A 21,705-nucleotide genomic window follows, 5' to 3' on the forward strand; every position below is an offset into this window, starting at 1 on the left:
TTTTACGGAGGTAAACCTAAACAAAAAAACGATAAAAAGCAAAAAATATCGATGAAATGCAATATTTTTAAATTTTAATAGGTCATATATACAAAACCAGTCAATGGTTTGTAATTGCCGTCATTCAGATAGAGGACGTAATAATACGTGCCAACAGGTAATAAATTTCCTTGATTAGTCAATCCTCTATTGGCTCTCCCATCCCATTTGGTATCATTGTTTCCTTCAAATATGAGTGTTCCCCAACGGTTGTAGATAAGCAATCGGTGTCTTTCAAAAATGTTATACAGCCCTTGTATATTAAACCAGTCGTTATAACCATCATTATTGGGTGTAAAAACCTGTGGTACGTAAGGAGGACAATTTTCAACTAAAAGTTCAAATACATATATTTCATAACATAAAGCTGTCTCAACTCTTATATAAATAAATTCGGGTAATGCATTATTTTGATAATTGTCAGGTATTAAAATGGCATTAGAATTAGCTTGTAAGTCCTCCAATGAGGTGAAATAATTAACATCTTCTGGCGATTCTACTGATAGATTCTCTTCTTTAATAGTTAGGTCAAAAATTGCTGTATTGAAACCAATATCACAGCCTATAATTGGTTCAAGCGGCTGTATTTCAGGAAATGGGATGAGTTCAATGGCAGTGTTGGTGGTATTGTTTGTTTCATTAAGTTCCAATACAATTCCATTACCGCTACCATCGTCATCGACCATAATGTTTAAAATAAAATTCAGTGGTAAACCATCAGGAATGGTTATTAATATGCTATTACTTTCACTTCCTCCTATAGGGATGTCATTCATGGTTTGGCTTTGAGCAATAAGTTGAGAATCTGCATAAAAGGCGATAGGCGTGTTAGCCGGTAAAATATCTGTTGCATTGATATTGTAGACTGTGTAATCAATTTCCAGATCTCTGGACGCACAAAATTTTTCTATGTTATCAATTTGAACAGTCGCATCAGGAAGTTGGCTATTTAATACGGTTATGACATTATTTAATATGATAAGGTCAGCATAAATAGTCCCGCCAATGGTCTGCCCCGTTGTCAGTTTTATTTCAACCGACGTATCGCCAATGTTAATATTATTCTCAATATTATAAAAATCCAAATCGCAATTATAGAATTCGGTACTGTTGGTAAAGGAATTAGTACCATTGAAGGCATTGTTGGCAGGATTTAATGGAGGATTGGAGATAATATTATTATTAATTGAAAGCGATTCGCCAAAATTGAGCAACGAATCACCTTCCCATGCTAAAAACCCAATTTTAGCTCCATCGTTATCAAGTACATTAATGTTTTCTAAAGTGATTATTTTTTCCTGGACGTTTCTGTTAATAATTTCCAATCCTTGAAATAGATTGATTTGATTTAGTGGCAGGTTAGCATTTTCATAAATAATGTAAATGGCCCAACCGCCAAAATTGGTTCTATTTCCACAATATCCGGGGAATGTGCTCAAAGGTTCAGAAATGTCCAAATCAGAAAAAGTATAGATGCCATTTCCAGTTGTCTGTATATATTGAGTTATATCGGTATAGCAGGCAAAATAGGTAAGCCACCCATAATTTGGGTCATCATAGTCTACGGTATAGGTGTCATCAGCTGCAATAAATTCCTCATTGAGTTTTACTTGAGGGTCACCACTACCTGATCCAGCCCAATAAAGGTAAGCGGCAACCACATTGTCATCGGAATTTAAGGTTAGTTCGGCTTCAGATTCAGAAAGTAGTTCACAAAACGATTGGTCAATATTATTTTCAAACTGATTTAAGGTGTTTCCAATTGCCGTATAGTCAAAACGACCATTGAATTGCTGGAAAAGCTCTATTTCCTGACAGAACATTGGATCAGAATAAAGGAAAATTAAGAGTAGAAATAATATAAACCGATACATATCACATGTTGTAACAGTTTAAATTTACAACAATTTAGCAATTAACGCTTTAAAGTAAAGTGATCTTTATATATCGTGCCATCTTGAAGCGTTACAGAAAACCAATAACCTCCTGTAGGTAACAGGTTTCCGTTAAATGTGCCGTCCCAACCCTCACTTGTTGGTAAAAGCTCCTTCATGAGTTTTCCGTAACGATTGAAAATATATATTTTGGCATTGGGTTGAAATTGAGCCGTTAAACCTTTTACTTGCCAGATATCATTATTGCCGTCGCCATTTGGGGTAAAAACTTTGGGGAATCCAATAATCGAAAACAGACTTTCAGCAATTCCGCAGTCGTTTTTATCCCGAACATAAACCGTATGGACACCAGGTTCTAAATCGGTAAATTGAGGACTGTCTTGATAAGGACCGGAAACATTATCAACTGCATATTCATAATCACCCATACCATTTGCAAAAACCATTATCGAGTTTCCATGGTTTACTGATACATCGGATATTGTGGCAATACTCGAAGAACTAACAGTAACAACACGTTCAGCATAGCAACCTTCAGGGTTTTGATCAGATATTGAGGCTATTGGAGTAATTTGAACCGTGTAGTTGCCTTGTGTTTGTACCATGATTTCAGCAGTCGTTTCTTGTGTTTCCAACCATAAAAAATTATAATCGGAAAGGGTTCCCTCCAAAGGACCAACATCTATTGTTACCGAATCACCTGGATTGTTCTCGCAGAAAAAAGCTGTATCTGATTCTTCAATGTTTGGAATAGGAATAGTCTGTAATTCCAATTCACTTATGCTGTAACAATCACCTCTAAAACTGTTTTGTAGACGAACAAAAATAGTTTGTGGATTTGTCGAATTATTATAAGTGGTTACATTGGTAATTTGGTTTTGATAGTTTTCCGCATCATCTAGATTGTCATAAAAGGAAATGGCAATAGTAGCATCATCAATAATTTCTGATGGAATTGCAGATAATAAATCAAACATTGCAGACTCTGTATCTATTTCACAAGCAATCAAAGGCTCAAGATTAAGAGCTTCCGGTCGATTTGAAATGGTAATCGTTCTGTAAACCGTTTGTATTTCACCTTCGGTATCAATTGAAATAGTGACTACAAATTCACCAGTCCCAGAAAAGACATGTGTTGGATTTAAATCGGTTGAGGTGTTGTTGACGCCAGAAGCAGGATCCCCAAAATCCCAGCTAATAGCATTTATGATTGTTGAGGTGTTGATTTCAAATTCTGTGGCATCTCCAAAGCAGGTATTTCTGAAAATGTTAGTGGCAAAGAAATATGATTGAATAAAAGGGGGTAAACCCAATCTGCTGATTCTACCTCCCAAATAAACTCCTTCAAGCTCATAATTGCAGTCGGCACCTATTTCATTTGGGTTTGAAATAACGCTGAGATATTCACTATTTTGAATGGCAAGGTAAACCTTACCATCCAAGGCCTGTTGCAGGGCACCAAAAGTTTCACCAACTTCTTCAGCAACAATGTAGTCAGAATTGATCACAGCAGTTTCCGTTGGTTGGGTTAAATCATATTGATGGATTTTGGAGGTGTCATTCTCAAAATTAATTTCAGTGACATACAATAAATTACTGTCAGGAGAAAATTCGCAACCATAAGGCCCTAAAGTTTCTGTAGAGTAGTTGTCAATGGTAATTGGATTTGAGAGCATTCCTGTTGAGGCATCAAAATCAAAAACTTGTGTAGAATTGTTTATATACGATTTGACACAAGCAATTTTCTCTCTGTTGGGAGAAGCTTTGATATAACCAATGGAATTGTTTAGGTCTCCACCATGGAACTCACCCACGGCACTCACTACGGGAGTTCTGTTAACACCTGTATCGGATACCAGATAGGCTATAAATTCATTGCTTTCCCATTTATGGCTAATTACCCAAATATTTTCGCCGTTAGAGCTTTCAATAGCAGTAATCTTTTCGGTGGTGGGCGTTTCCAGTAAAATATTCTTATTACCCGTAATTGCACCCAATCCACTGTCAAAAGACATATTGACTTCTGAATAATGGAGGCCACCAGAACCACCTCGATCATCGACCGTAAAAATATAATAGATGTCCACGTCGTTAGGTTTAGGTACTATGAGTGCGGATTGTGTACTGGATTCATCACCAAGTAAACCCGTTCCGTTTTGCATAACTTGGTGGTTTTTGTTCCAAACGGTAATGCCATCAGAATAAAAGAGGAGATTGCCTAATCTATCTGAAATGGTTGAGCATCCTTCCGTAGTTATTAATTGACCATCTGTTTCGGGTATTGGGTAACCAAAATTAAAGTTTAATCCAGCATTTTGGCCAAAGTACCAATTGGATGCTTCATTTTGAGCTTGAATTTTTGCAATGAAAATTACAAAAGCCAATAATATGCTATATTTTAATTTTATTTTCAATTTGATGCTATTAACGTTTTAATGTGAAATGGTCTTTATATGAACGCCCATCCTCTAAAGTTATTTCAAACCAATAGTCACTTACCGGTAAGGTTTGTCCATTAAATGTACCATCCCAACCTTCGCCAAGTGGCGATAACTCTTTTACAAGCTTACCATAACGGTCAAAAATCAAAATTTTGGAATTAGCCTGAAACACAGATGTTACACCTTTAATATTCCAGGTATCATTAATACCGTCACCATTTGGTGTGAAAAATTTAGGAAAACCAATAACAAATACATCAGCATAGGTATAGCCACAACCATTTTTAATGTCTCTTACGTGAACAGTATAAATACCTCCCAGAACATTGTGAAAAATATTATTTGTTTGAAACGGGGTGAAACTTCCGTGTTCATCAAACAGGGCGTATTCATATTCTCCTTCACCAGATGTTATGATAGTTACTGTATTGTTGTCTGAAGCATCATCTACTTCAATGGATTCAATGGTCGCAAGATTAGAGGCTTCCACTGTTACTGTTCTTGTTTTGCTGCATCCAGTTTGGTTGTTTGTGACTTCAACAGAAAAAATACCTGGTTGATTCACATCAATAGACGGGGTATTCTCACCTGATGACCATTGAAAACTATAATTTAGGTTATCCGAAATGTCTGCATCTATAGTAATAGTTTCTGGAAACGTATTAAGACAGTAATACTTTAAATCTTCAATTATGATATTTGGTAGCTCGTTGATAATCAATTCAACTTCAGAAATGCCGTAACAGTCATTGTCATTTTCAACTCTTGCATAGACTATTTGGTTATAGGCAGTAGTATTGGTATAATTAGAACCAATTGGGTTTATTTCAGTTAGCGCATCCTCCAAACTTTGATAATATTCAATGGTTGGTGTGCCTGGAACTCCTGAAAGTATATCGGCTTCAGCATTGGTTAAATTAAAACTGTAGAAACCATTTTCATTCCCATCATCGTCGCAAACTATAATTTGTGTATTATTGGCAGTGGTGCTGCTAATTCGCAAAATGAGTTCTGATATACCAAAACATTGGGTATCATTATCAATTACCTGAACGTATATTGTTTGGGGATTTGTCGTGTTTGCAAAATTAGTTTCATTATCAATAGCATTTGAGTCATTCAATGCATCTGCAAGCGTTAAGAAAAATTTAGTGCTTCTATTTGCTAGGTTGCCAGTTAAAATTGGATTTGAATCCGATAAATTAAAATTGGCCGAATTGGAATCGCTACATTGTAATTGCTCATCATTAAAAGCATCGGGTACAGGTATGACAATAAGGTTTAGCGTTGTTGTGCTATAACAATCAGGATTGGAAGTATTTTCAATTCTAACGAAAAGGGTTTGTTGGTTAGAAATGGTATTGTAAAATGAATTGTTGACATCATTGATACCTAAATTCGCATCATTTTGAGAAATATGATAGGACACATTCAGATCTGCCGCATTTTGGCCATTTAGAATCTCATTGGTTGATACAGTTAAATCAAATGTGGTTTGACCATTATGGTCATTTCCATCACTACGGTTGTCACAAAGACTATAATCTGATGGTTGATTAAAAGCAGGCCCTGAAGAAACCGATAGTTCAAAAGGAATAACTTGAAAACATCCTGTTATATTGTCCGTAATTTTTGCAAAAACTTCTTGAGGGTTTGAAGTATTGGAGTATAGACCTATTATGGGGTTGTCGTCAATATTGGCATCCGACTCTGTTTCAAAATAAGTAACAGTAACATTTGATTGAGATCCAATAATACCAGGTGTATTAACTGTTAGATCAAAAAGGTCAATTCCATCATCAAATGGAGCAGTTGTATCACAATTTTCCAAATTCAATGCAGTTGCGTTGCCAGACTCATTTACTGGTGGGCTAGCAAATTGAGCCGAGCCAATCCATTCAAGATTAAAGGGGCTATTGCCAATGGGTCTATCAATGACTATATAGTAAGTCTCACCTGCTAAAACATCGAGCCATCTCACAAAACTATTGCCATTGGCACCTGGTCCTTCGGAAGTATCTGTTTGATTACCATCCATACCAGTCAGATTATTTCCTTGATTAGCGGCAAGCGGGTTTGTTGTGGAACAGCGTATAGCTTGCTGAAGATTACCACAGTCCTGATTTGGACCAAACACAAAAAAATCATAATCTTCACTAATGTTGGTGCTATCAGGTGTTAGAATAAAGCCCAAAGTACCGTCTGTGACCAAAGTAACTTTTAACCATAAGCTATTATTCTCTTGACTACTACAATTGTTTAAGCCCCAAAGTTCTTGTGTGCCAATGCCGTTAACATCTAAATTGATTTCGGAATCACCACAAACTGTTATAGCATTAACACAGTCTGTTGGTTGTTGGGCGTAAAGCACGACATTTGAGAAACAAAAAGCAGCTATTAGTAGTGAAGAAATGGGTGTTTTAATTTTTTTTTTCAAGATGTTAGCGCTTTAGAGTAAAATGACTTTTAAACAGGCGGCCATCTTGCAATTGAACTGTAAACCAGTAATCACTAACAGGTAGTTGTTGACCGTTAAATGTACCATCCCAACCTTCGCCAGTTGGGCTTAATTCTTTCAGTAATTTACCGTAACGGTCAAAAATCAATATTTTGGAATTTGGTTGAAACATACTTGAAACACCTTTGACATTCCATCTGTCATTATTTCCATCACCATTGGGTGTAAAGAATTTAGGAAAACCAATTACTGAAACTAATTCCTGAACAATGCCACAATCATTTTTTAAATCTCTGACATGAACGGTGTAAATACCTGGAGGAATGTTCGTAAAAACATTGTCGGTTTGCCAGTAAACAAATAACCCATTTTCATCATAAAGGGCATAATCATATTCACCCTCTCCAGAAACAAAAACAGTTATGGAGTTATTGGGGGAAGCATCGACGATATCAAACGATTCAAAAGTAGCCACATTTGAAGGTTCAACAGTAATATTTCTGGTTTTTGAACAACCAAAACTATTTGTAACGGTTACTGTATAAACTCCTGTTTGATTAATTCCAATTTCATAAGTGTTCTGACCAGAAGACCAATTGTATGTATAGTTGTTTGGGTTATCATTTAACACACCGGCATTAATTTGTGTTGTAATTGGAAATTCATTTAAACAATACAATAAAGAGTCATCTTCTTCCAATTCTGGTAGTGGATTAATTGTTAATAGAACCTCTCCAATACCATAGCAAGCATTGTCATTTTCAACTCTTGAAAAGATAGTTTGACTGTAGGCTACTGTATTGGTAAATGGAGAAACCAATTCATTTTGTTCCAATAGTGCATCATTATAGGATGCATAATAAGAGATAGGGAATGTAAGGCTACTTGCGGCTTGAATGTCTAAAGTAATCGCATCTAAGTCAAATGTATTAATGCCGTCTTCAGAATCCAATTCGTCGCAAACTGAAGGCACTGTATAATCATCAATTTGTGTAGTACTGACTTCCAGAGTTAATTCCGAAATGCTATAGCAGTTTGTATTATTATCAATAACTTTAGCATAAACTGTTTCTGGATTAGCAATATTATTATAGCCCAAGGCGGTCAACATACCAGATCCACCTTCAGCGTCCGATACCGAAGAATAAAACTCAATAAATACGGAGCTGGAATTTCCTGTGATATCACCAAAAGCTTCATTGAGGTTGAATGATGTAAATCCATCAATAGTACCATCCACGTCACATTGAATCAATTCTGAATCAAAGGAAGGTGGTATGGGGTTAACAACGATGGTAAAAGATGTTGTGTCAAAACAGTCCTCCATGTCATTGTTTTCTATCCTTATAAAAACTTCTTCCTGAAACGGTGTTTGATTATAGTACATGAAAGGTAATGCATTATCACCATTTTCGGCATCAATTTGAGAACTGTGATAGGTAATATTAAATTCTGCTGGATTTTGCCCGTCAAGGACTAAATTATCGAAATCTTGTAAGTTGGTGAAAACTTGACCGTTCGTATTATCACCGTCATTAGTGTTATCACAAACTTCCTGTATTGGTACTGTATTAGCTGTAGGTGTATTAAAAACCTCAATATCAAAGCTTATGATATCATAGCAATTAATATTACCATCATTATGAATTCGTGCAAAAATAGTCGATGGGTTATTGGTATTCGAGTATAAACCCAAAATTTCATTCTCGTTGTTCTCGGCATCTAATAATGATTCATAATAATGCACACTGTAAACCGTAGGATCCTGTAAGTTTATAATTTCATTAGTTTTACTAGTTAAATCAAATTCCCATGACCCATCATTATTGTCATCACAAACAAAGAAACCGTCTACTTGATTAGCCATAGGTATTTCAAAATATTCAACGATTGCTTCGCCTTCCAAACGTTCACAATCTGTTGTGTTTAAGTCAATAACAAGCTCGTAGGTTCCCGGTACATTTATTATGAGATCAAAATCTGTTTCAGTTAAGATACGCCCATTCAAAGACCAGGTATAAGTCGCTCCAGGAATATCGTCAGCTATTAGTGTGTATTCATCACCTGTGCAAAGCGGAAGATAAGTAGATTCTTGTCCGTTTCTGATAATATCTATTTTTTCAGTAAAAAAGGATGCTATAAATGGAGGAAGGCCTTGTGTCGAGTTATTGGGTCCTAAAGAAACACTACTGTCTAAATAATCACAATTTAACCCCAATTCATTTGGGTTGTCTATAACACTTAAAAGAGGCAAGCCAATGTCATAAGTTTGAGCCATTGATCTATAAATCTTGCCATCAGGGCCAAGCTGGAGAGCGCTTCTGTAAAGGTCTCTGTTATCAATAATTTGACCTGTACCACTAACATTCGCAGCTGTCAGGTCATACTGTACCAATACTGAATGATGATTGCTTGGAATATCATCTCCAGCACCAAATAAATCATTGGAAGCAGTAGCATACAGAACTTGACTATTTGGTGAAAATTCAACACCATATGGTTGATTATTGCTACTGGGTATTGTTAATTGACGCGCATTGCTTACGCCTCCAGTTTGTGTATCAAAATCAAACAAATACAATCCTCGGTCAACCACGGCACAGGCTAATTTTGTTCCATCGGGAGACAATTTTAAATAGCCTCGCATGTCAAAAAAGCTTAAGCTGATAAAATTGGAAATTACGGCAGTAGTATTAACGCCTTGGTCAGTTACCTCGAAAGCATGAAAGGTGTTCATACCTGAAGTTGAAACTCCATTAAGATCAGATAGTGCTACTACCCAAATAGAACCGGTATCACAATCTTTAAGAACAGCTGCAATTTTTTCGGCACATTGGTTCAAAAGATTGATGTTTTTTAAAATAACTTCGCCGCGTCCATTATCGCGAGTCATGTCTACCACCGAATACTTTAATCCATTGGAAAGTTGGTTAGAACCTACTGTAAAAATGTAATAAATATCAGGGTCTTGAGGCTTTGGAATAACAATGGCCGATTGCGTACTAGAATCATGACCCAATAGCCCATTTCCATTGAGCATGATATTATGCTCTTTATTATAAACGGTTGTGCCATCCGTATAAAACAATAAATTTCCATCATTATCAGAAATCGAGGAACAGCCTTCTTTGGTATTTAATCTGCCATCATCTAATGCCGTAATATTGTTATTATTGTCAAATTGAATGCCTGCATTTTCACCAAAGTACCAATTGGCAGCTTGTCTCTGTCCAAAAGTGGTGAAAAAGCATAAGAAAAACGTATAAAAAAGTAGTCTTTTCATTCCTGATAGCAATAGCTACCAAATATATTACAAATCTCGCTTTTTTAATAATCTATACGATAAAAAGATGAATAAAGCTGTCCAACCTAAAACGATAACAATTTCATACCAATGAACCGCATAATCATAAATTAAGTCTGTTTTTTCAGGGAACTTGGTGATCATGATTCTTTGAAAGGGCTGATCAATAAGTTTATACATGGATTCAAGCGGTAAATAATTCTTGATTTTAAAGGCCGTTTCGGTATCGCCAAAGGTCTCATAGGCTCCCCAGAATATTAACCATTCAACTATGTAAAGTACAAATAAAAATGCCAGTGCAAATGCTGATCGTCTTAATAGCATGCCAAAGAATAAACACAAACTAAAGAACCCAACTAATTTGACAAAATAAGCTAATAAAAAACTGGTTTCTCTAAAAATAATATTTACTTCAGTGTAACTGGAGTAGTAAAGACCAATAAAGAATGATGCTACGGCAATTAAAATCGTCGCTAAAAGAGAGAAAAAGACTATGGTATAGAATTTTGATAAAATGAATTCCTTTTTGCTCAAACCATCAATGAGATTTTGTTTTATGGTTTTATTGCTGTATTCATTGCCAATCATACTCACAACAACTATGGCGAAGAAAAATTTAAAATAGGAGGCAAAGAATGTCGTAATATGCCAAATAATCGGAAAATTGAAAATACCAAGTTCGCCCAATTCCAACGTGAAAAAACCAAAGAAATTGATTTTTATAGACGATAAAACCAATACTGTAAATGGTAAAATAAACGATACAAAAATGAGTATTTTACTGGTTCGGTTTAATAATAACTTTTGTAACTCTAGGTTTAGAAGTCGTAACATAAATGAGTTTTTTGATTGATTAGTTGTTGTCGGTAAGTTGTAAGAACTGTTCTTCCAAACTTTCTTTGCGTTTGACGAGGTGTGTCAATACAATGCCATTTTCAAACATCAGCTTGTTGACGTCCTTGGCATCCATAGGCTCGTTCTAAAAAAGCCGTAATGAGTTCGTCCTCAATTTTAATCTTCCCGAACATCTTTTTGGCTTCCAAAAATTGAACTAAACCATCTGTATTTTCTGCCTTCAATTCTAAATAACCATGACTTGAAATCATTTCGTCAACTCGACCAGAATATAATTTTTCGCCCTTGCGCAAAACAACAACGTGTGTACATACTTTCTCTACTTCATCTAATAAGTGGGAAGCCAATAAAATCGTAGTGCCTTTACTAGCAATCTCTTTGATTAGAGATCTAATTTGGTGAATACCTTGCGGGTCTAATCCATTTGTTGGTTCATCTAAAATTAATATTTCTGGATCATTCAATAGGGCAGATGCTATGGCTAATCGTTGTTTCATCCCCAGCGAGAATGTTTGAAACTTACTATCTTTACGTTCCAGCAATCCAACAATCTCTAATTTCTCATCAATTTTTGAATAATCAACACCTTTGATTTTACAAACCAATTTTAAATTTTGGTAGGCAGACATATAGGGATAGAAATTAGGCCGCTCTATGATTGCACCAACTTTCTTAAGCGCATCGTGTGTGGTTGTGTTCCCATCAAACCAATGAAAGTCGCCACTGGTCTTATTGACTACATTGAGGACTATGCCTAATGTTGTAGACTTTCCACTGCCATTAGGGCCTAAAATACCATAGACATTGCCTTTATTGATAGTAAACGATAAATCTTTGACAGCCGTTAAATAGCCAAATTTTTTAGTCAGATTATTAATGGTTAGAATAGTATCCAATATATATATGTTTGTATACTGAAACGATCAGTATGGGTTGGTATTGTAAGTATGACGAGTTATTGCAGAAATTGTTACATGAATAAATAAAAAAAGCATTCAATTTGAATGCTTTTTTGTTTGTTTATCTAATTCCAATTTTCATCAAAATCCAAACTATCATAATCGTCAATGTCGAGGTCATCTTCAAATTCATTATAATCATCAAAATCGTCTGCCTCAAAGGATTTTTCTGGCGCTTGGTCAGGTATTTGGCCATGTACAAACATCAGGTTTGGGTAGTCGGTTCCCTCTGCTTCTTCAACAATTTCAGCCAACTCCACATAGAATGTCCACATACTCAAAAAATCATAGACATAGATTAATTTGGTTTGAGCTTCATGCACCGTATCACTCAAAATGGTTTTACTCATGAGTTTTACAGGATTCAGTCCATCGCTCATATCAAACAAGGAAATTTCTTCACCTTGATTCCATTCATCATCAGAAACATAAAATGAAGCCATTTCATTGCCATCAAAACCAAACGATTGTGTAATGGCATTATGTAGATCTTCCAAAGTGTCTGTTTCACGGATTTCTAGATCCCTGAAAACGTCATCTTCAGTGTCATTGTCAAGTATAATTCTAAAGCGGTAAATCATATGCTAAATTATGTTGCAAATGTAACTAAATTTAAGTTATTTACTGAATCGGTGCAAGGTAAATGTCATGGCACTTAACAGAAAAAATGCACCTACCTGATGCGCTATTCCTAACCAAACTGGCACGGCATAAATTAATGTCAATACACCCAATAGAAATTGAAGTCCCACTAAAAGAAATAAGGCATTGATGCCTTTTAATTGATAAGCTGTAAGGGTTGTTTTTTTTGCCTTAAACCAAATAACAAGAATAAAAATAACGACGACATAAGCCAGGGTTCTGTGTACAAATTGCACACCACTTTTACCTTCAAAAAAGTTTTTAATTACGGGTGATTGTTCAATGTAAACTGTTTCATGTATGAGTTTGCCTTCACTCATAAATGGCCAAAAATTATGAATAAATCCAGCATCAAGCCCTGCGACAAAAGCACCGTAAATAATTTGAATCAATAGGACTACCATTCCTATTCGTATGAGATTTCGCAATTTAATATTAACCTCTTTTTTTGATGGAAACATCAGGTCCAGTGCTACCCAAAAGGTATATGCAAAAGTGATAAAAGCAGTAGTTAAATGTGCCGCAAGTCTAAAGTGGCTTACGTCAGGCCTGTCAACCAGACCACTTTTTACCATATACCACCCTAAAAACCCTTGAAAGCTGCCCAGAACCATTAAAATCAAGGACTTTTTTATGGTCGGTTTGGTCAATTGCTTTTTAATGAGGAAATACATGAACGGAATGAAGAATACCAATCCAATAAATCTACCAATCACACGGTGTAGCCATTCCCAAAAATAGATATCCTTAAAGTCTTCTAAATCAAAATGATTATTTAGTTTTTGATATTCTGGATATTGTTTATATAAATCAAATGCTTCTTGCCATTCAACCTCATTCATTGGTGGAATAGTGCCGGAAATAAGTTTGTAATTGGAAATGGATAGGCCTGAATGTGTTAAACGCGTAATGCCACCAACTACCACCATTATAAAGATGAGTGCACAACCAGTTAGCAACCAGTATATTACATGTTTGTTATCTTTTTTCATTACTTAATGTCTTTTTAAAACACATACTATTATCCATATTGGCATATTGACCAAAATTAGGAATGACCTGATAATTATTCTTTTTGTAAAATTGAACCGCTTCAATTTGGCGTTTGCCTGTTTCCAGAATTGTTGCGTTGAAGTTTAATTCTTTCGCCCAGTTTTCCAATTCTGATAGAATTTGAGCAGCAATACCCAAATTCCTGTAATCAGGATTGGTGTACATACGTTTAACTTCGACTGTTGAGTCATCATACTTTTTGAAAGCACCACATCCGACAGGAATATTGTTTTTATACGCAACAATAGTATGTTTCAACACATCAATATTATTGAATTGATTGTAAAAGTCATGCTCATCACCGTCAGTTACTTTTAAATAGGCATCCAACTCTTTAACCAATTGTTTGAAGTCTTGATTTTCCGAATTTGTTCGAACAACATTTACCATCTAACCAACTTTTTTTAAACCTAATTTTTCGCCTTCAGCAATCATGAGGTCATAAGCGGCATCATAATCATTGGGAATATCACCTTCTAAAATAGCTTCTTTTATAGCTTCTTTTATAATACCAATTTCCCGTGATGGGTTTAAGTTAAAGGTCTTCATAATTTCTTCACCCGTAATAGGTGGCTGAAAATTGCGGACATGGTCCCGTTCTTCGACTTCAACAATTTTCTGACGAACAATCTGAAAATTATTGTGATATTTTTTGAATTTTTTAGGGTTTTTAGTTGTGATATCGGCTTCACAAAGAGTCATTAAATCATCAACGTAGTCACCAGCGTCGAAGACCAAGCGACGTACAGCAGAATCTGTTACCTCGTCATTAACCAAAGCTATGGGGCGCGAGCTCATAAGTACCATCTTCTGAACAAACTTCATCTTGTCGTTTAGTGGCATTTTTAAACGTTTGAATAAACGGTAAACCATTTTTGAGCCTTCAAACTCATGTGCATGAAAGGTCCAGCCAATTTTTTTATGAAACCGTTTCGTTGGTGCCTTGCCAATATCATGCAAAAGTGCTGCCCAACGAAGCCATAGATTGTCAGTATTTTCACATATGTTATCCACCACTTCCAGTGTATGATAAAAATTGTCCTTATGACGTTGCCCTTCAATTTCGTCAATGCCCTTTAATGCTGTTAATTCAGGCATTATTATTTGTAATAAACCCGTCTTTTCCAATAGGATAAAGCCAATAGAAGGTTTCTCGCTTTCAAGAATTTTGTTAAGTTCTACGACAATACGCTCATTGCTGATGATTTTTATGCGCTCACAATTTCTGGTAATCGCTTTAAGCGATTCGTCTTCAATTAGAAACCCTAACTGGGTTGCAAAACGAATGGCTCGCATCATTCTTAATGGATCATCGCTATAAGTGATGTCCGGGTTTAGAGGTGTTCGGATAATCTTATTTTCTAGGTCCTTCATGCCATTGAAAGGATCCAATAAATCACCAAATTTTGATTCTGCCAGATTTAAAGCCATAGCATTAATCGTGAAATCCCGTCTATTTTGGTCATCATGTAAAGAGCCATCCTCAACAATTGGATTGCGACTATGTTCGTGATAACTTTCTTTTCTGGCACCCACAAATTCAATCTCGATATCATCAAATCGCAACATGGCTGTTCCGTATGTTTTAAACACCTGTACTTTGGGATTTGTCGGAAGATTTTTAGCTACTTGTTTTGCCAATGCGATACCACTGCCAATGGCTACAATATCTATATCTTTTGCAGTGCCTCTGTTTAATATATAATCTCTTACAAATCCGCCTATAGCGTAGCTTTCAACTTGTAATTCTTTAGCAGATTGCGATACGATTTGAAATATGGGATGTTGTAAAGCTTCTTTGTAATTCATTTGAAACAAAAATCCAGCTATATATGGATTTCGATGCTTGAAATTTCTAAATTATTCTCTAATGACTTGAACAGTACCATCTCCATTCAACTTAATAATGGAAGATGGTCGTGTGTCTGTTTTTATATCGGGCAAATTTACGATATAGTCTACACCTTTTAAAATTCCTTCAGATATTTCTTTGAAGCTTTTTGGAGATGGTTCACCACTGATATTGGCCGAAGTAGATACCAAAGGTTTGTTGAATTTACTAATCAAATCATGAGCAAACCCAGAATGAGCTATTCTGATAGCTATTGAGCCATCTTCAGCTAATAAATTTTGAGCAAAGTTACGAGGTTTGTTATAGATAATAGTTGTAGGTTTTTTTGCTTCTCGAATAATTTCTACAACCTCTTCAGAAATGTATTCAACATAGTTTTCAAGCATTTTGAAATCACTTACCAAACAAATGAGCGCTTTACTTTCAATGCGTTTTTTTAAAGTATAGATTTTGGAGACAGCTTTCGGATTTGTGGCATCACATCCAATGCCCCAAATAGTATCACTAGGGTAGAGTAAGGTGTCATTGGAATTTAAAACCTTTAGCGCATTAATGATTTCTTGGGTAATCGAACTGTCCACTTAATTTAATATATTTGGGCGCAAGATAACTATAAATGCAATTAATATCCTACATTTCAAAAAGCGGTAACGTTGGTGATGATTTAAACGATTGGCTTTGGCCTAAAGTTTTTGGAGAAAAGTTTCTAATGGCTCGTCAGGACACGGCTTTTTTTGGAATAGGTTCCATTTTGATAAAGGACTCTCATTTTATTGAAAGAGCTCATCAATTTCCTAAAAAAATTATTTTTGGTACGGGTTTGAGATCCATCAATGAATATATCGAATTGGATGAATCTTGGGAGCTTTATTTTTTACGAGGGCCATTCGGTTCTTTAAAATTAACAAATGATCCATCACATTTTATTTCTGATGGGGCTTACTTTATAATGTTGTTGCCGGAATATCAAAGTTATTTGAAAGAGCCAAAAAAATACCCCATTAGCTTTGTGCCTTATTTTCAATCCATAGAAAAAATAGATTGGAAAAAAATATGTGATAAAATGGGTTGGCATTTAATATTGCCAACGCTGGATGTTGATACGTTTATCAAGGAGATAGCAGCAAGCGAACAGGTTGTTTCAGAAGCCATGCATGGAGCTATTTTTGCTGATATATTGCGAGTGCCATGGAAACGTTTTCGCTTTTATGCACATCACTACGAAGGAGAACAGGTATCTGAATTTAAATGGAACGATTGGTTGTTTTCTATAGAACATTTTAAAAATGAATTTATTGAGGCTAGACTTAAAAAAGACAAAGGGCTTTATAAATTTTATAAACGCAGAAGTCGTTTAAAAAATGAAAAGCATATTTTGGAAGCATTTATAAATCATGAAAATGTAGATTTTAGCTTGTCTTCGAAACTGGTGGTATCCAGAATGATTTCAGAAATGGAAAAAGCCAAATCGAAATTGGTTGCCTATTTGAATTCTTAATTTTCCCGAATGAAAACCAATTTAAAAATACAAATCAAGAATATTTTTTTTGCCAATAAGCTTAAAAAGAAAAAGAAGTATTTGGATGTAAATTCTATAGATACTCAAAGACCGGTTGTTCTAATCGTAGATAATTTAATTCCTGAATTTGATAAGGATTCTGGTTCCAGACGCCTTTTTAAACTTATTCAGTTGATGCTGAAGAACAATTATTCGGTGGTGTTGGTTGCAGATTTAAAAGAATACAAATATCACAGTGATTATATTGATAAATTTCGTGAAAAGGGTGTATTTGTCTATGAACCTTATCTTGATGAAAAAGGTAAGTTTGTTTCAAAGGCTGGTTTTATCAAAAGATTAGCTCATAAGATAGATTTTGTATGGTTACATCGACCGGATATCTTTAAAGGTTATTATCGCTATATAAAATCTGCTCTTCCAGATGCTACGGTAATTTTTGACATGGTTGATTTTCATTATTTGCGTTTAAAACGGGAATATGAGTTGGAACCTAAAAAGGAAACTTTAAATCTTGCGAATGAGTACTTAAGGATGGAGTTGGACAATTGCCAAAAAGCCGATAAAATTGTACTCATTTCAACGGGAGATAAAACCGCTTTAAAGCAATATGATGTCGATTTATCTATAGCTGAAATTTTAAGCAATGTACACCAGTATATAGATCAAGAAAATTTTGTGCCCTTTGAAAAACGACATGAACTTTTATTTATTGGTGGATTTAAGCATACACCCAACGAAGATGCTGTTTTATTTCTACATCAGGAAATCATGCCCAAAATTTGGAAAGTTCATCCAGACTTGGTAGTTAACATTATCGGTAGTTATCCAACAGAACCCGTTTTAAAACTAGATTCACCATTGTTTAAAATTCATGGTTTTGTTGATGATGTAGCACCATTTTTTAAAACAGCCAAGGTTTTTGTAGCGCCACTTCGTTATGGTGCTGGAATCAAGGGGAAGATAGGTCAAAGTTTAGAGTATAGTCTGCCTGTTGTTACAACAGATGTTGGAGCAGAAGGTTTTAATTTTTCGCCTTTTCAAGACATTATGATTGCAGACAACGCTGAAAATTTTGCAAACAATGTTCTTCAAATTGTATCCAATGAAACGTTGTTTTACGATTTAAGTAATCATTCCAAAACTATTTTGGAACCTTTTTCTTTGCAAAAAACTGAAGAGAATTTACTTAAAATATTATCTAAATAAGGTTTAGTTTTTTAATTCGAAAACCGTATTTACCCAATTATCTATCGTGTATTTGTAGTAGATGTTTTCAGGTAAAGGAGCATAAGGTGTATTAAAAAAATCTGAATCCAAGTTTATATTATTTTCATCTATTACTAGAATATTATTTGGATTATAAAAGTCATATTGCGCCACAGTTTTGTTGGTTGTAATTAGCTTTCTTTGATAAGCCAATGACTCAAAAACTCTAAAACTCAATCCATTGTGACCAGGTCTTATTAAATCCAAGAATATCCTAGAGTCATCTAAATAAGCTTTTAAGGTGTCTGGTCTAATTTCTTCTCGTTGATATGTGATTCCTGAATGCAGATTTTTTGGTTCATGTTTACCGACCAAAATAAAGTTGAACGAGATATTTAGAGCCTCAAGCTTTGAGGCAATATTATTTAAAACAGGCGACCTGTCATCAGCAGTCATGACTATAAAAACATCTTGTTTGAAAGACTTTTTTAAGTCTTGTTTTTCTTGATAAATGTAGTTTGAAAGATGTTTAAAATGAAATTGTTCAACATCATCTAAATCAAAAGAGTAGATGTCGTCAAAAATACCGTTGAGTAAATGGTCAATGGGAAATCGTTTACAGCTATCGTAAATGTAGGCAATGTAATGGTCAGTCTGCTCGTTTACAAACTGGTGGGTACTCAAATCTAAAGAATCTGGTCTGATGCATAATATATGATCTTGCTTCCCTAATTTTTTAAGATGTTTCATTACATATTCCTGTGATTTAATACGCTTGATATTTGATTTGGTAAATGTTTTTCTAAAAAAATTTGAAACCCGATCAATTATACCTTTGTATTCATACCTGAAGTTGCTAATGTCGATATGGCTAGCATCAATTCCTTTTTGTTTTAATGCTTCAACAATGTGTTTGTCATAATCCCAATAATCAAAACTTATTAAGCAAATTTTCATACAAAGTGGATAGTAAATAATAAATAATGCGTGTCAAAAGTAGTAATTTTATATCTAAACCTTTCTTATTAAAGATGTCGTATATTTGAACTCGGTTATTTAACGCAAAATCCTAATTACCTTGAAAAAAATACAGGTTGGTTTTTTAGTTTCCTACGACTATGAACTGCTAAAAAATGCAATTCCTTTAATATATTCTGAAGCTGATACGGTTTTTTTGGCAATCGATATTAATAGAAAAACTTGGAACGGTGCCGATATTACGATTGACGACTCTTTTTTTGAATGGATAAAAACCTATGATGTTGACCATAAGATTAAAATCTACGAAGATGATTTCTTTGTGCCCGAATTAAGAACCATGGCTTGCGAAGTTCGCGAACGTAAAATGTTGGCAGGGCAAATGGGAGAAGGAAACTGGATCATTCAATTGGATGCTGATGAGTATTTTATAAATTTTGAAAAATTTGTTCGTTTTTTAAGGAGTAAGAATCATTATCTTGATAATCCAGAAAAGCATAAGATCCAAATAAAACCATTTCATGTAACACTTTACAAAAAACTGGATAGCGGCTATTTGTATATCACAAATACAACCAAAACAGTGGTTGCAACCAATTTTCCAGATTATGTGGATGGCAGAAAAACAACAGGCCGTGTTCACTATGTCAATGCATTAATTTTACACGAATGCTTATCTCGTGATCGTGAAGAATTGGTTACGAAACTGGAGAACTGGGGACATAATGTTGATGTCGATTTTGAGGGTTTCATGAAAAAATGGGATAGCGTTAATAAGGATAATTACCAAGACTTTGAAGGGTTTTATTATATAGAACCTATGAAGTGGAAACATCTAGACTATATTGAAGGGAATGATTTTCAGGAACTCTTTGAGAATTTTAAAGAGCAAAAAGAAGAAGAACTTTACAAATCGAGCAGTTACATTTTAAAGAAGAATTTAGGTCAGTATATTAATTACTTTTTTAAAAAGTAATCCGTTGCTATGAATTGGAAAATTAACAAACAGTTTCAGGACAAGGAGTCAGCACTCTTGAAAATCATTAATGAATTTGATATTTCAGGACAAAATTTTGGAAATCAGGAACGGAATTCGCTAAAACTATTTGATTTTGAAGGAATTATAGTAAATGTTAAATCCTTCAAAATACCCAATGCAATTAATCAAGTTGTGTATAGGTTTTTTAGAAAAAGCAAAGCTCAACGCTCCTTTGAGTATGCTAATAGATTACAGGAATTGGGTATAGGTACACCGCAACCCATTGCATACTTTGAATCAAAAACACCTTTGTTGTTTAAAAAGAGCTATTACATGAGTGAGCAATTGAATTGCGAGTATACGTATAGAGATTTGACTTTTGATTTCAACATTCCAGATTACGAAGCTATTTTACGGGCATTTACGCGATTCACGTTTACATTGCATGAAAACCATGTTTTGTTTTTGGACCATTCACCAGGTAATACCTTGATTAGAATCAAAGATGATGGATTTGATTTCTTTTTAGTTGATTTAAATAGAATGGAATTCAAGCACCTAAACCTTAATGAACGCATCAAAAACTTTGCACGTTTAACCACTCATAAGCAAATGGTGGAAGTAATGAGTGATGAGTATGCCAAATGTATGAATCAACCCTATGAGAAAGTGTTTGATTTAATGTGGCAATACACAAACGACTTTCAAGAGAAATACTATCGAAAAAAGCGTTGGAAAAACAGACTACTTTTCTGGCGTAGCTGACAGGCTGTTTAATCTCTGTAACTCCTTATACCTATGGCTTACTTCGAAGGCATTAAGTTTGGAAATGTCATAGCCAATTTTACCATCAAGAATTCCTAGTCTCATGATATAATGATTAAAAAACCGATATAATGGTTTGACTTTTGATTTGAAAAAGGAAACTGTTTCGCCTTTTTTATGAAGCTCCTTGGCTTTTAAGGTAGCATATTGAGCCATCTTACTTTTGTAATGATCATAATCCCTGAAACTATAATGCAGAATTTTATGTTGTAATGTTGCGGTATTTCCATCAACTATTAAGCGCTCATGCACAGGCCTGGAATCGTCATAACGACATTTGGAAGTTTTGAAAAGTCTAAAGGATTTAGCTGTTTGAAATCCGCTAAATTTTATAGGTTTCTTCCCAAAAAAATACTGAAATTTACAGTAGTAAGCCGATAGGTCTTCGGAAGGTTTTTTTAAAACGTCCAGTATTTCCTGATTTAATCTCGGTGGAATTCGTTCATCTGCGTCAATAAAAAGTACCCAATCGTGAGAAGCCTTTTGGAGGGCGAAGTTTTTTTGATCCGGAAAATTTTTGAATTGACGTTGGTAAGTCCTTACGTTGTGATGACTCTGAAGTTTTTCAAATGTACCATCGTTACTAAAACTATCTACAAAAACAATCTCATCCGCAAAATCAATGTTATTGATCAAATCATCAATATGAATGCATTCATTATATGTGATAACTAATGCTGTTAATTTAGACATCGCCAAT

General features: G+C 34.8%; 16 protein-coding genes and 1 pseudogene. 4 read left to right on the forward strand and 13 right to left on the reverse strand.

Annotated elements, in window-relative coordinates; translation table 11 throughout:
- Positions 1-74: 74 nt before the first annotated feature.
- From ACKXGU_RS12745 to ACKXGU_RS12795, 11 genes and pseudogenes are all read right to left on the reverse strand, one after another.
- On the reverse strand, positions 75-1,913 hold the full coding sequence (locus ACKXGU_RS12745) for a gliding motility-associated C-terminal domain-containing protein (RefSeq protein WP_463465663.1): 1,839 nt from the start codon (positions 1,911-1,913) through the stop codon (positions 75-77).
- Positions 1,914-1,954: 41 nt separating this feature from the next.
- Positions 1,955-4,348: a T9SS type B sorting domain-containing protein gene (locus tag ACKXGU_RS12750; protein WP_463465664.1), complete on the reverse strand. Its 2,394-nt coding sequence runs from the start codon at positions 4,346-4,348 to the stop codon at positions 1,955-1,957.
- 10 nt (positions 4,349-4,358) lie between these two features.
- On the reverse strand, positions 4,359-6,812 hold the full coding sequence (locus ACKXGU_RS12755) for a T9SS type B sorting domain-containing protein (protein WP_463465665.1): 2,454 nt from the start codon (positions 6,810-6,812) through the stop codon (positions 4,359-4,361).
- Positions 6,813-6,816: 4 nt separating this feature from the next.
- Positions 6,817-10,116: a T9SS type B sorting domain-containing protein gene (locus tag ACKXGU_RS12760; RefSeq protein ID WP_463465666.1), complete on the reverse strand. Its 3,300-nt coding sequence runs from the start codon at positions 10,114-10,116 to the stop codon at positions 6,817-6,819.
- 27 nt (positions 10,117-10,143) lie between these two features.
- Positions 10,144-10,971 (reverse strand): ABC transporter permease, encoded by an 828-nt coding sequence (locus ACKXGU_RS12765; RefSeq protein ID WP_463465667.1) that lies wholly within the window; start codon positions 10,969-10,971, stop codon positions 10,144-10,146.
- Between the two features lie 19 nt (positions 10,972-10,990).
- Positions 10,991-11,888: pseudogene (locus ACKXGU_RS12770) on the reverse strand (ABC transporter ATP-binding protein).
- A 128-nt stretch (positions 11,889-12,016) separates the two neighbouring features.
- The gene (locus tag ACKXGU_RS12775) at positions 12,017-12,532 is read right to left on the reverse strand and encodes an IS1096 element passenger TnpR family protein (protein ID WP_463465668.1); all 516 of its coding nucleotides are present in this window, start codon (positions 12,530-12,532) and stop codon (positions 12,017-12,019) included.
- A 36-nt stretch (positions 12,533-12,568) separates the two neighbouring features.
- Positions 12,569-13,585 (reverse strand): COX15/CtaA family protein, encoded by a 1,017-nt coding sequence (locus ACKXGU_RS12780; protein ID WP_463465669.1) that lies wholly within the window; start codon positions 13,583-13,585, stop codon positions 12,569-12,571.
- The gene (locus tag ACKXGU_RS12785; protein WP_463465670.1) at positions 13,572-14,036 is read right to left on the reverse strand and encodes a GNAT family N-acetyltransferase; all 465 of its coding nucleotides are present in this window, start codon (positions 14,034-14,036) and stop codon (positions 13,572-13,574) included. Before ACKXGU_RS12785 ends, ACKXGU_RS12780 begins: the two co-directional genes overlap by 14 nt.
- Entirely contained in the window at positions 14,037-15,455 is a 1,419-nt protein-coding gene (locus ACKXGU_RS12790; RefSeq protein ID WP_463465671.1) for a CCA tRNA nucleotidyltransferase, read from the reverse strand.
- Between the two features lie 51 nt (positions 15,456-15,506).
- A complete protein-coding gene (locus tag ACKXGU_RS12795; protein WP_463465672.1) occupies positions 15,507-16,079 on the reverse strand; it encodes an L-threonylcarbamoyladenylate synthase in 573 nt (190 codons plus the stop codon).
- A gap of 35 nt (positions 16,080-16,114) precedes the next feature.
- On the opposite strand from ACKXGU_RS12795, the gene ACKXGU_RS12800 reads away from it, so the two are divergent.
- Together ACKXGU_RS12800 and ACKXGU_RS12805 are read left to right on the forward strand one after the other, a co-directional pair.
- Positions 16,115-16,996, forward strand: a complete 882-nt coding sequence (locus tag ACKXGU_RS12800; RefSeq protein ID WP_463465673.1) for a polysaccharide pyruvyl transferase family protein — start codon at positions 16,115-16,117, stop codon at positions 16,994-16,996.
- A 9-nt stretch (positions 16,997-17,005) separates the two neighbouring features.
- Complete coding sequence (locus ACKXGU_RS12805; RefSeq protein WP_463465674.1) at positions 17,006-18,223, forward strand: glycosyltransferase; 1,218 nt, start codon at positions 17,006-17,008, stop codon at positions 18,221-18,223.
- Positions 18,224-18,226: 3 nt separating this feature from the next.
- Here ACKXGU_RS12805 and ACKXGU_RS12810 read toward each other — a convergent pair whose 3' ends face one another.
- Positions 18,227-19,180: a hypothetical protein gene (locus ACKXGU_RS12810; protein WP_463465675.1), complete on the reverse strand. Its 954-nt coding sequence runs from the start codon at positions 19,178-19,180 to the stop codon at positions 18,227-18,229.
- 121 nt (positions 19,181-19,301) lie between these two features.
- On the opposite strand from ACKXGU_RS12810, the gene ACKXGU_RS12815 reads away from it, so the two are divergent.
- Together ACKXGU_RS12815 and ACKXGU_RS12820 are read left to right on the forward strand one after the other, a co-directional pair.
- Positions 19,302-20,177, forward strand: coding sequence for a hypothetical protein (locus tag ACKXGU_RS12815; protein ID WP_463465676.1), 876 nt, complete (start codon positions 19,302-19,304; stop codon positions 20,175-20,177).
- Positions 20,178-20,186: 9 nt separating this feature from the next.
- Positions 20,187-20,945, forward strand: coding sequence for a lipopolysaccharide kinase InaA family protein (locus ACKXGU_RS12820; protein ID WP_463465677.1), 759 nt, complete (start codon positions 20,187-20,189; stop codon positions 20,943-20,945).
- Here ACKXGU_RS12820 and ACKXGU_RS12825 read toward each other — a convergent pair.
- Positions 20,925-21,698, reverse strand: a complete 774-nt coding sequence (locus tag ACKXGU_RS12825) for a glycosyltransferase family 2 protein (protein ID WP_463465678.1) — start codon at positions 21,696-21,698, stop codon at positions 20,925-20,927. The two genes, ACKXGU_RS12820 and ACKXGU_RS12825, sit on opposite strands and share 21 nt — an antisense overlap.
- Positions 21,699-21,705 lie beyond the last annotated feature (7 nt).

This window comes from Hanstruepera sp. CR43, from assembly GCF_055227665.1.

Coding starts and splice junctions, on each gene's coding strand:
- ACKXGU_RS12745 (WP_463465663.1), bottom strand. CDS start 1,913: ATGTATCGGTTTATATTATTTCTACTCTTAATTTTCCTTTATTCTGAT.
- ACKXGU_RS12760 (WP_463465666.1), bottom strand. CDS start 10,116: ATGAAAAGACTACTTTTTTATACGTTTTTCTTATGCTTTTTCACCACT.
- ACKXGU_RS12765 (WP_463465667.1), bottom strand. CDS start 10,971: ATGTTACGACTTCTAAACCTAGAGTTACAAAAGTTATTATTAAACCGA.
- ACKXGU_RS12775 (WP_463465668.1), bottom strand. CDS start 12,532: ATGATTTACCGCTTTAGAATTATACTTGACAATGACACTGAAGATGAC.
- ACKXGU_RS12780 (WP_463465669.1), bottom strand. CDS start 13,585: ATGAAAAAAGATAACAAACATGTAATATACTGGTTGCTAACTGGTTGT.
- ACKXGU_RS12785 (WP_463465670.1), bottom strand. CDS start 14,036: ATGGTAAATGTTGTTCGAACAAATTCGGAAAATCAAGACTTCAAACAA.
- ACKXGU_RS12790 (WP_463465671.1), bottom strand. CDS start 15,455: ATGAATTACAAAGAAGCTTTACAACATCCCATATTTCAAATCGTATCG.
- ACKXGU_RS12800 (WP_463465673.1), top strand. CDS start 16,115: ATGCAATTAATATCCTACATTTCAAAAAGCGGTAACGTTGGTGATGAT.
- ACKXGU_RS12805 (WP_463465674.1), top strand. CDS start 17,006: ATGAAAACCAATTTAAAAATACAAATCAAGAATATTTTTTTTGCCAAT.
- ACKXGU_RS12810 (WP_463465675.1), bottom strand. CDS start 19,180: ATGAAAATTTGCTTAATAAGTTTTGATTATTGGGATTATGACAAACAC.
- ACKXGU_RS12820 (WP_463465677.1), top strand. CDS start 20,187: ATGAATTGGAAAATTAACAAACAGTTTCAGGACAAGGAGTCAGCACTC.
- ACKXGU_RS12825 (WP_463465678.1), bottom strand. CDS start 21,698: ATGTCTAAATTAACAGCATTAGTTATCACATATAATGAATGCATTCAT.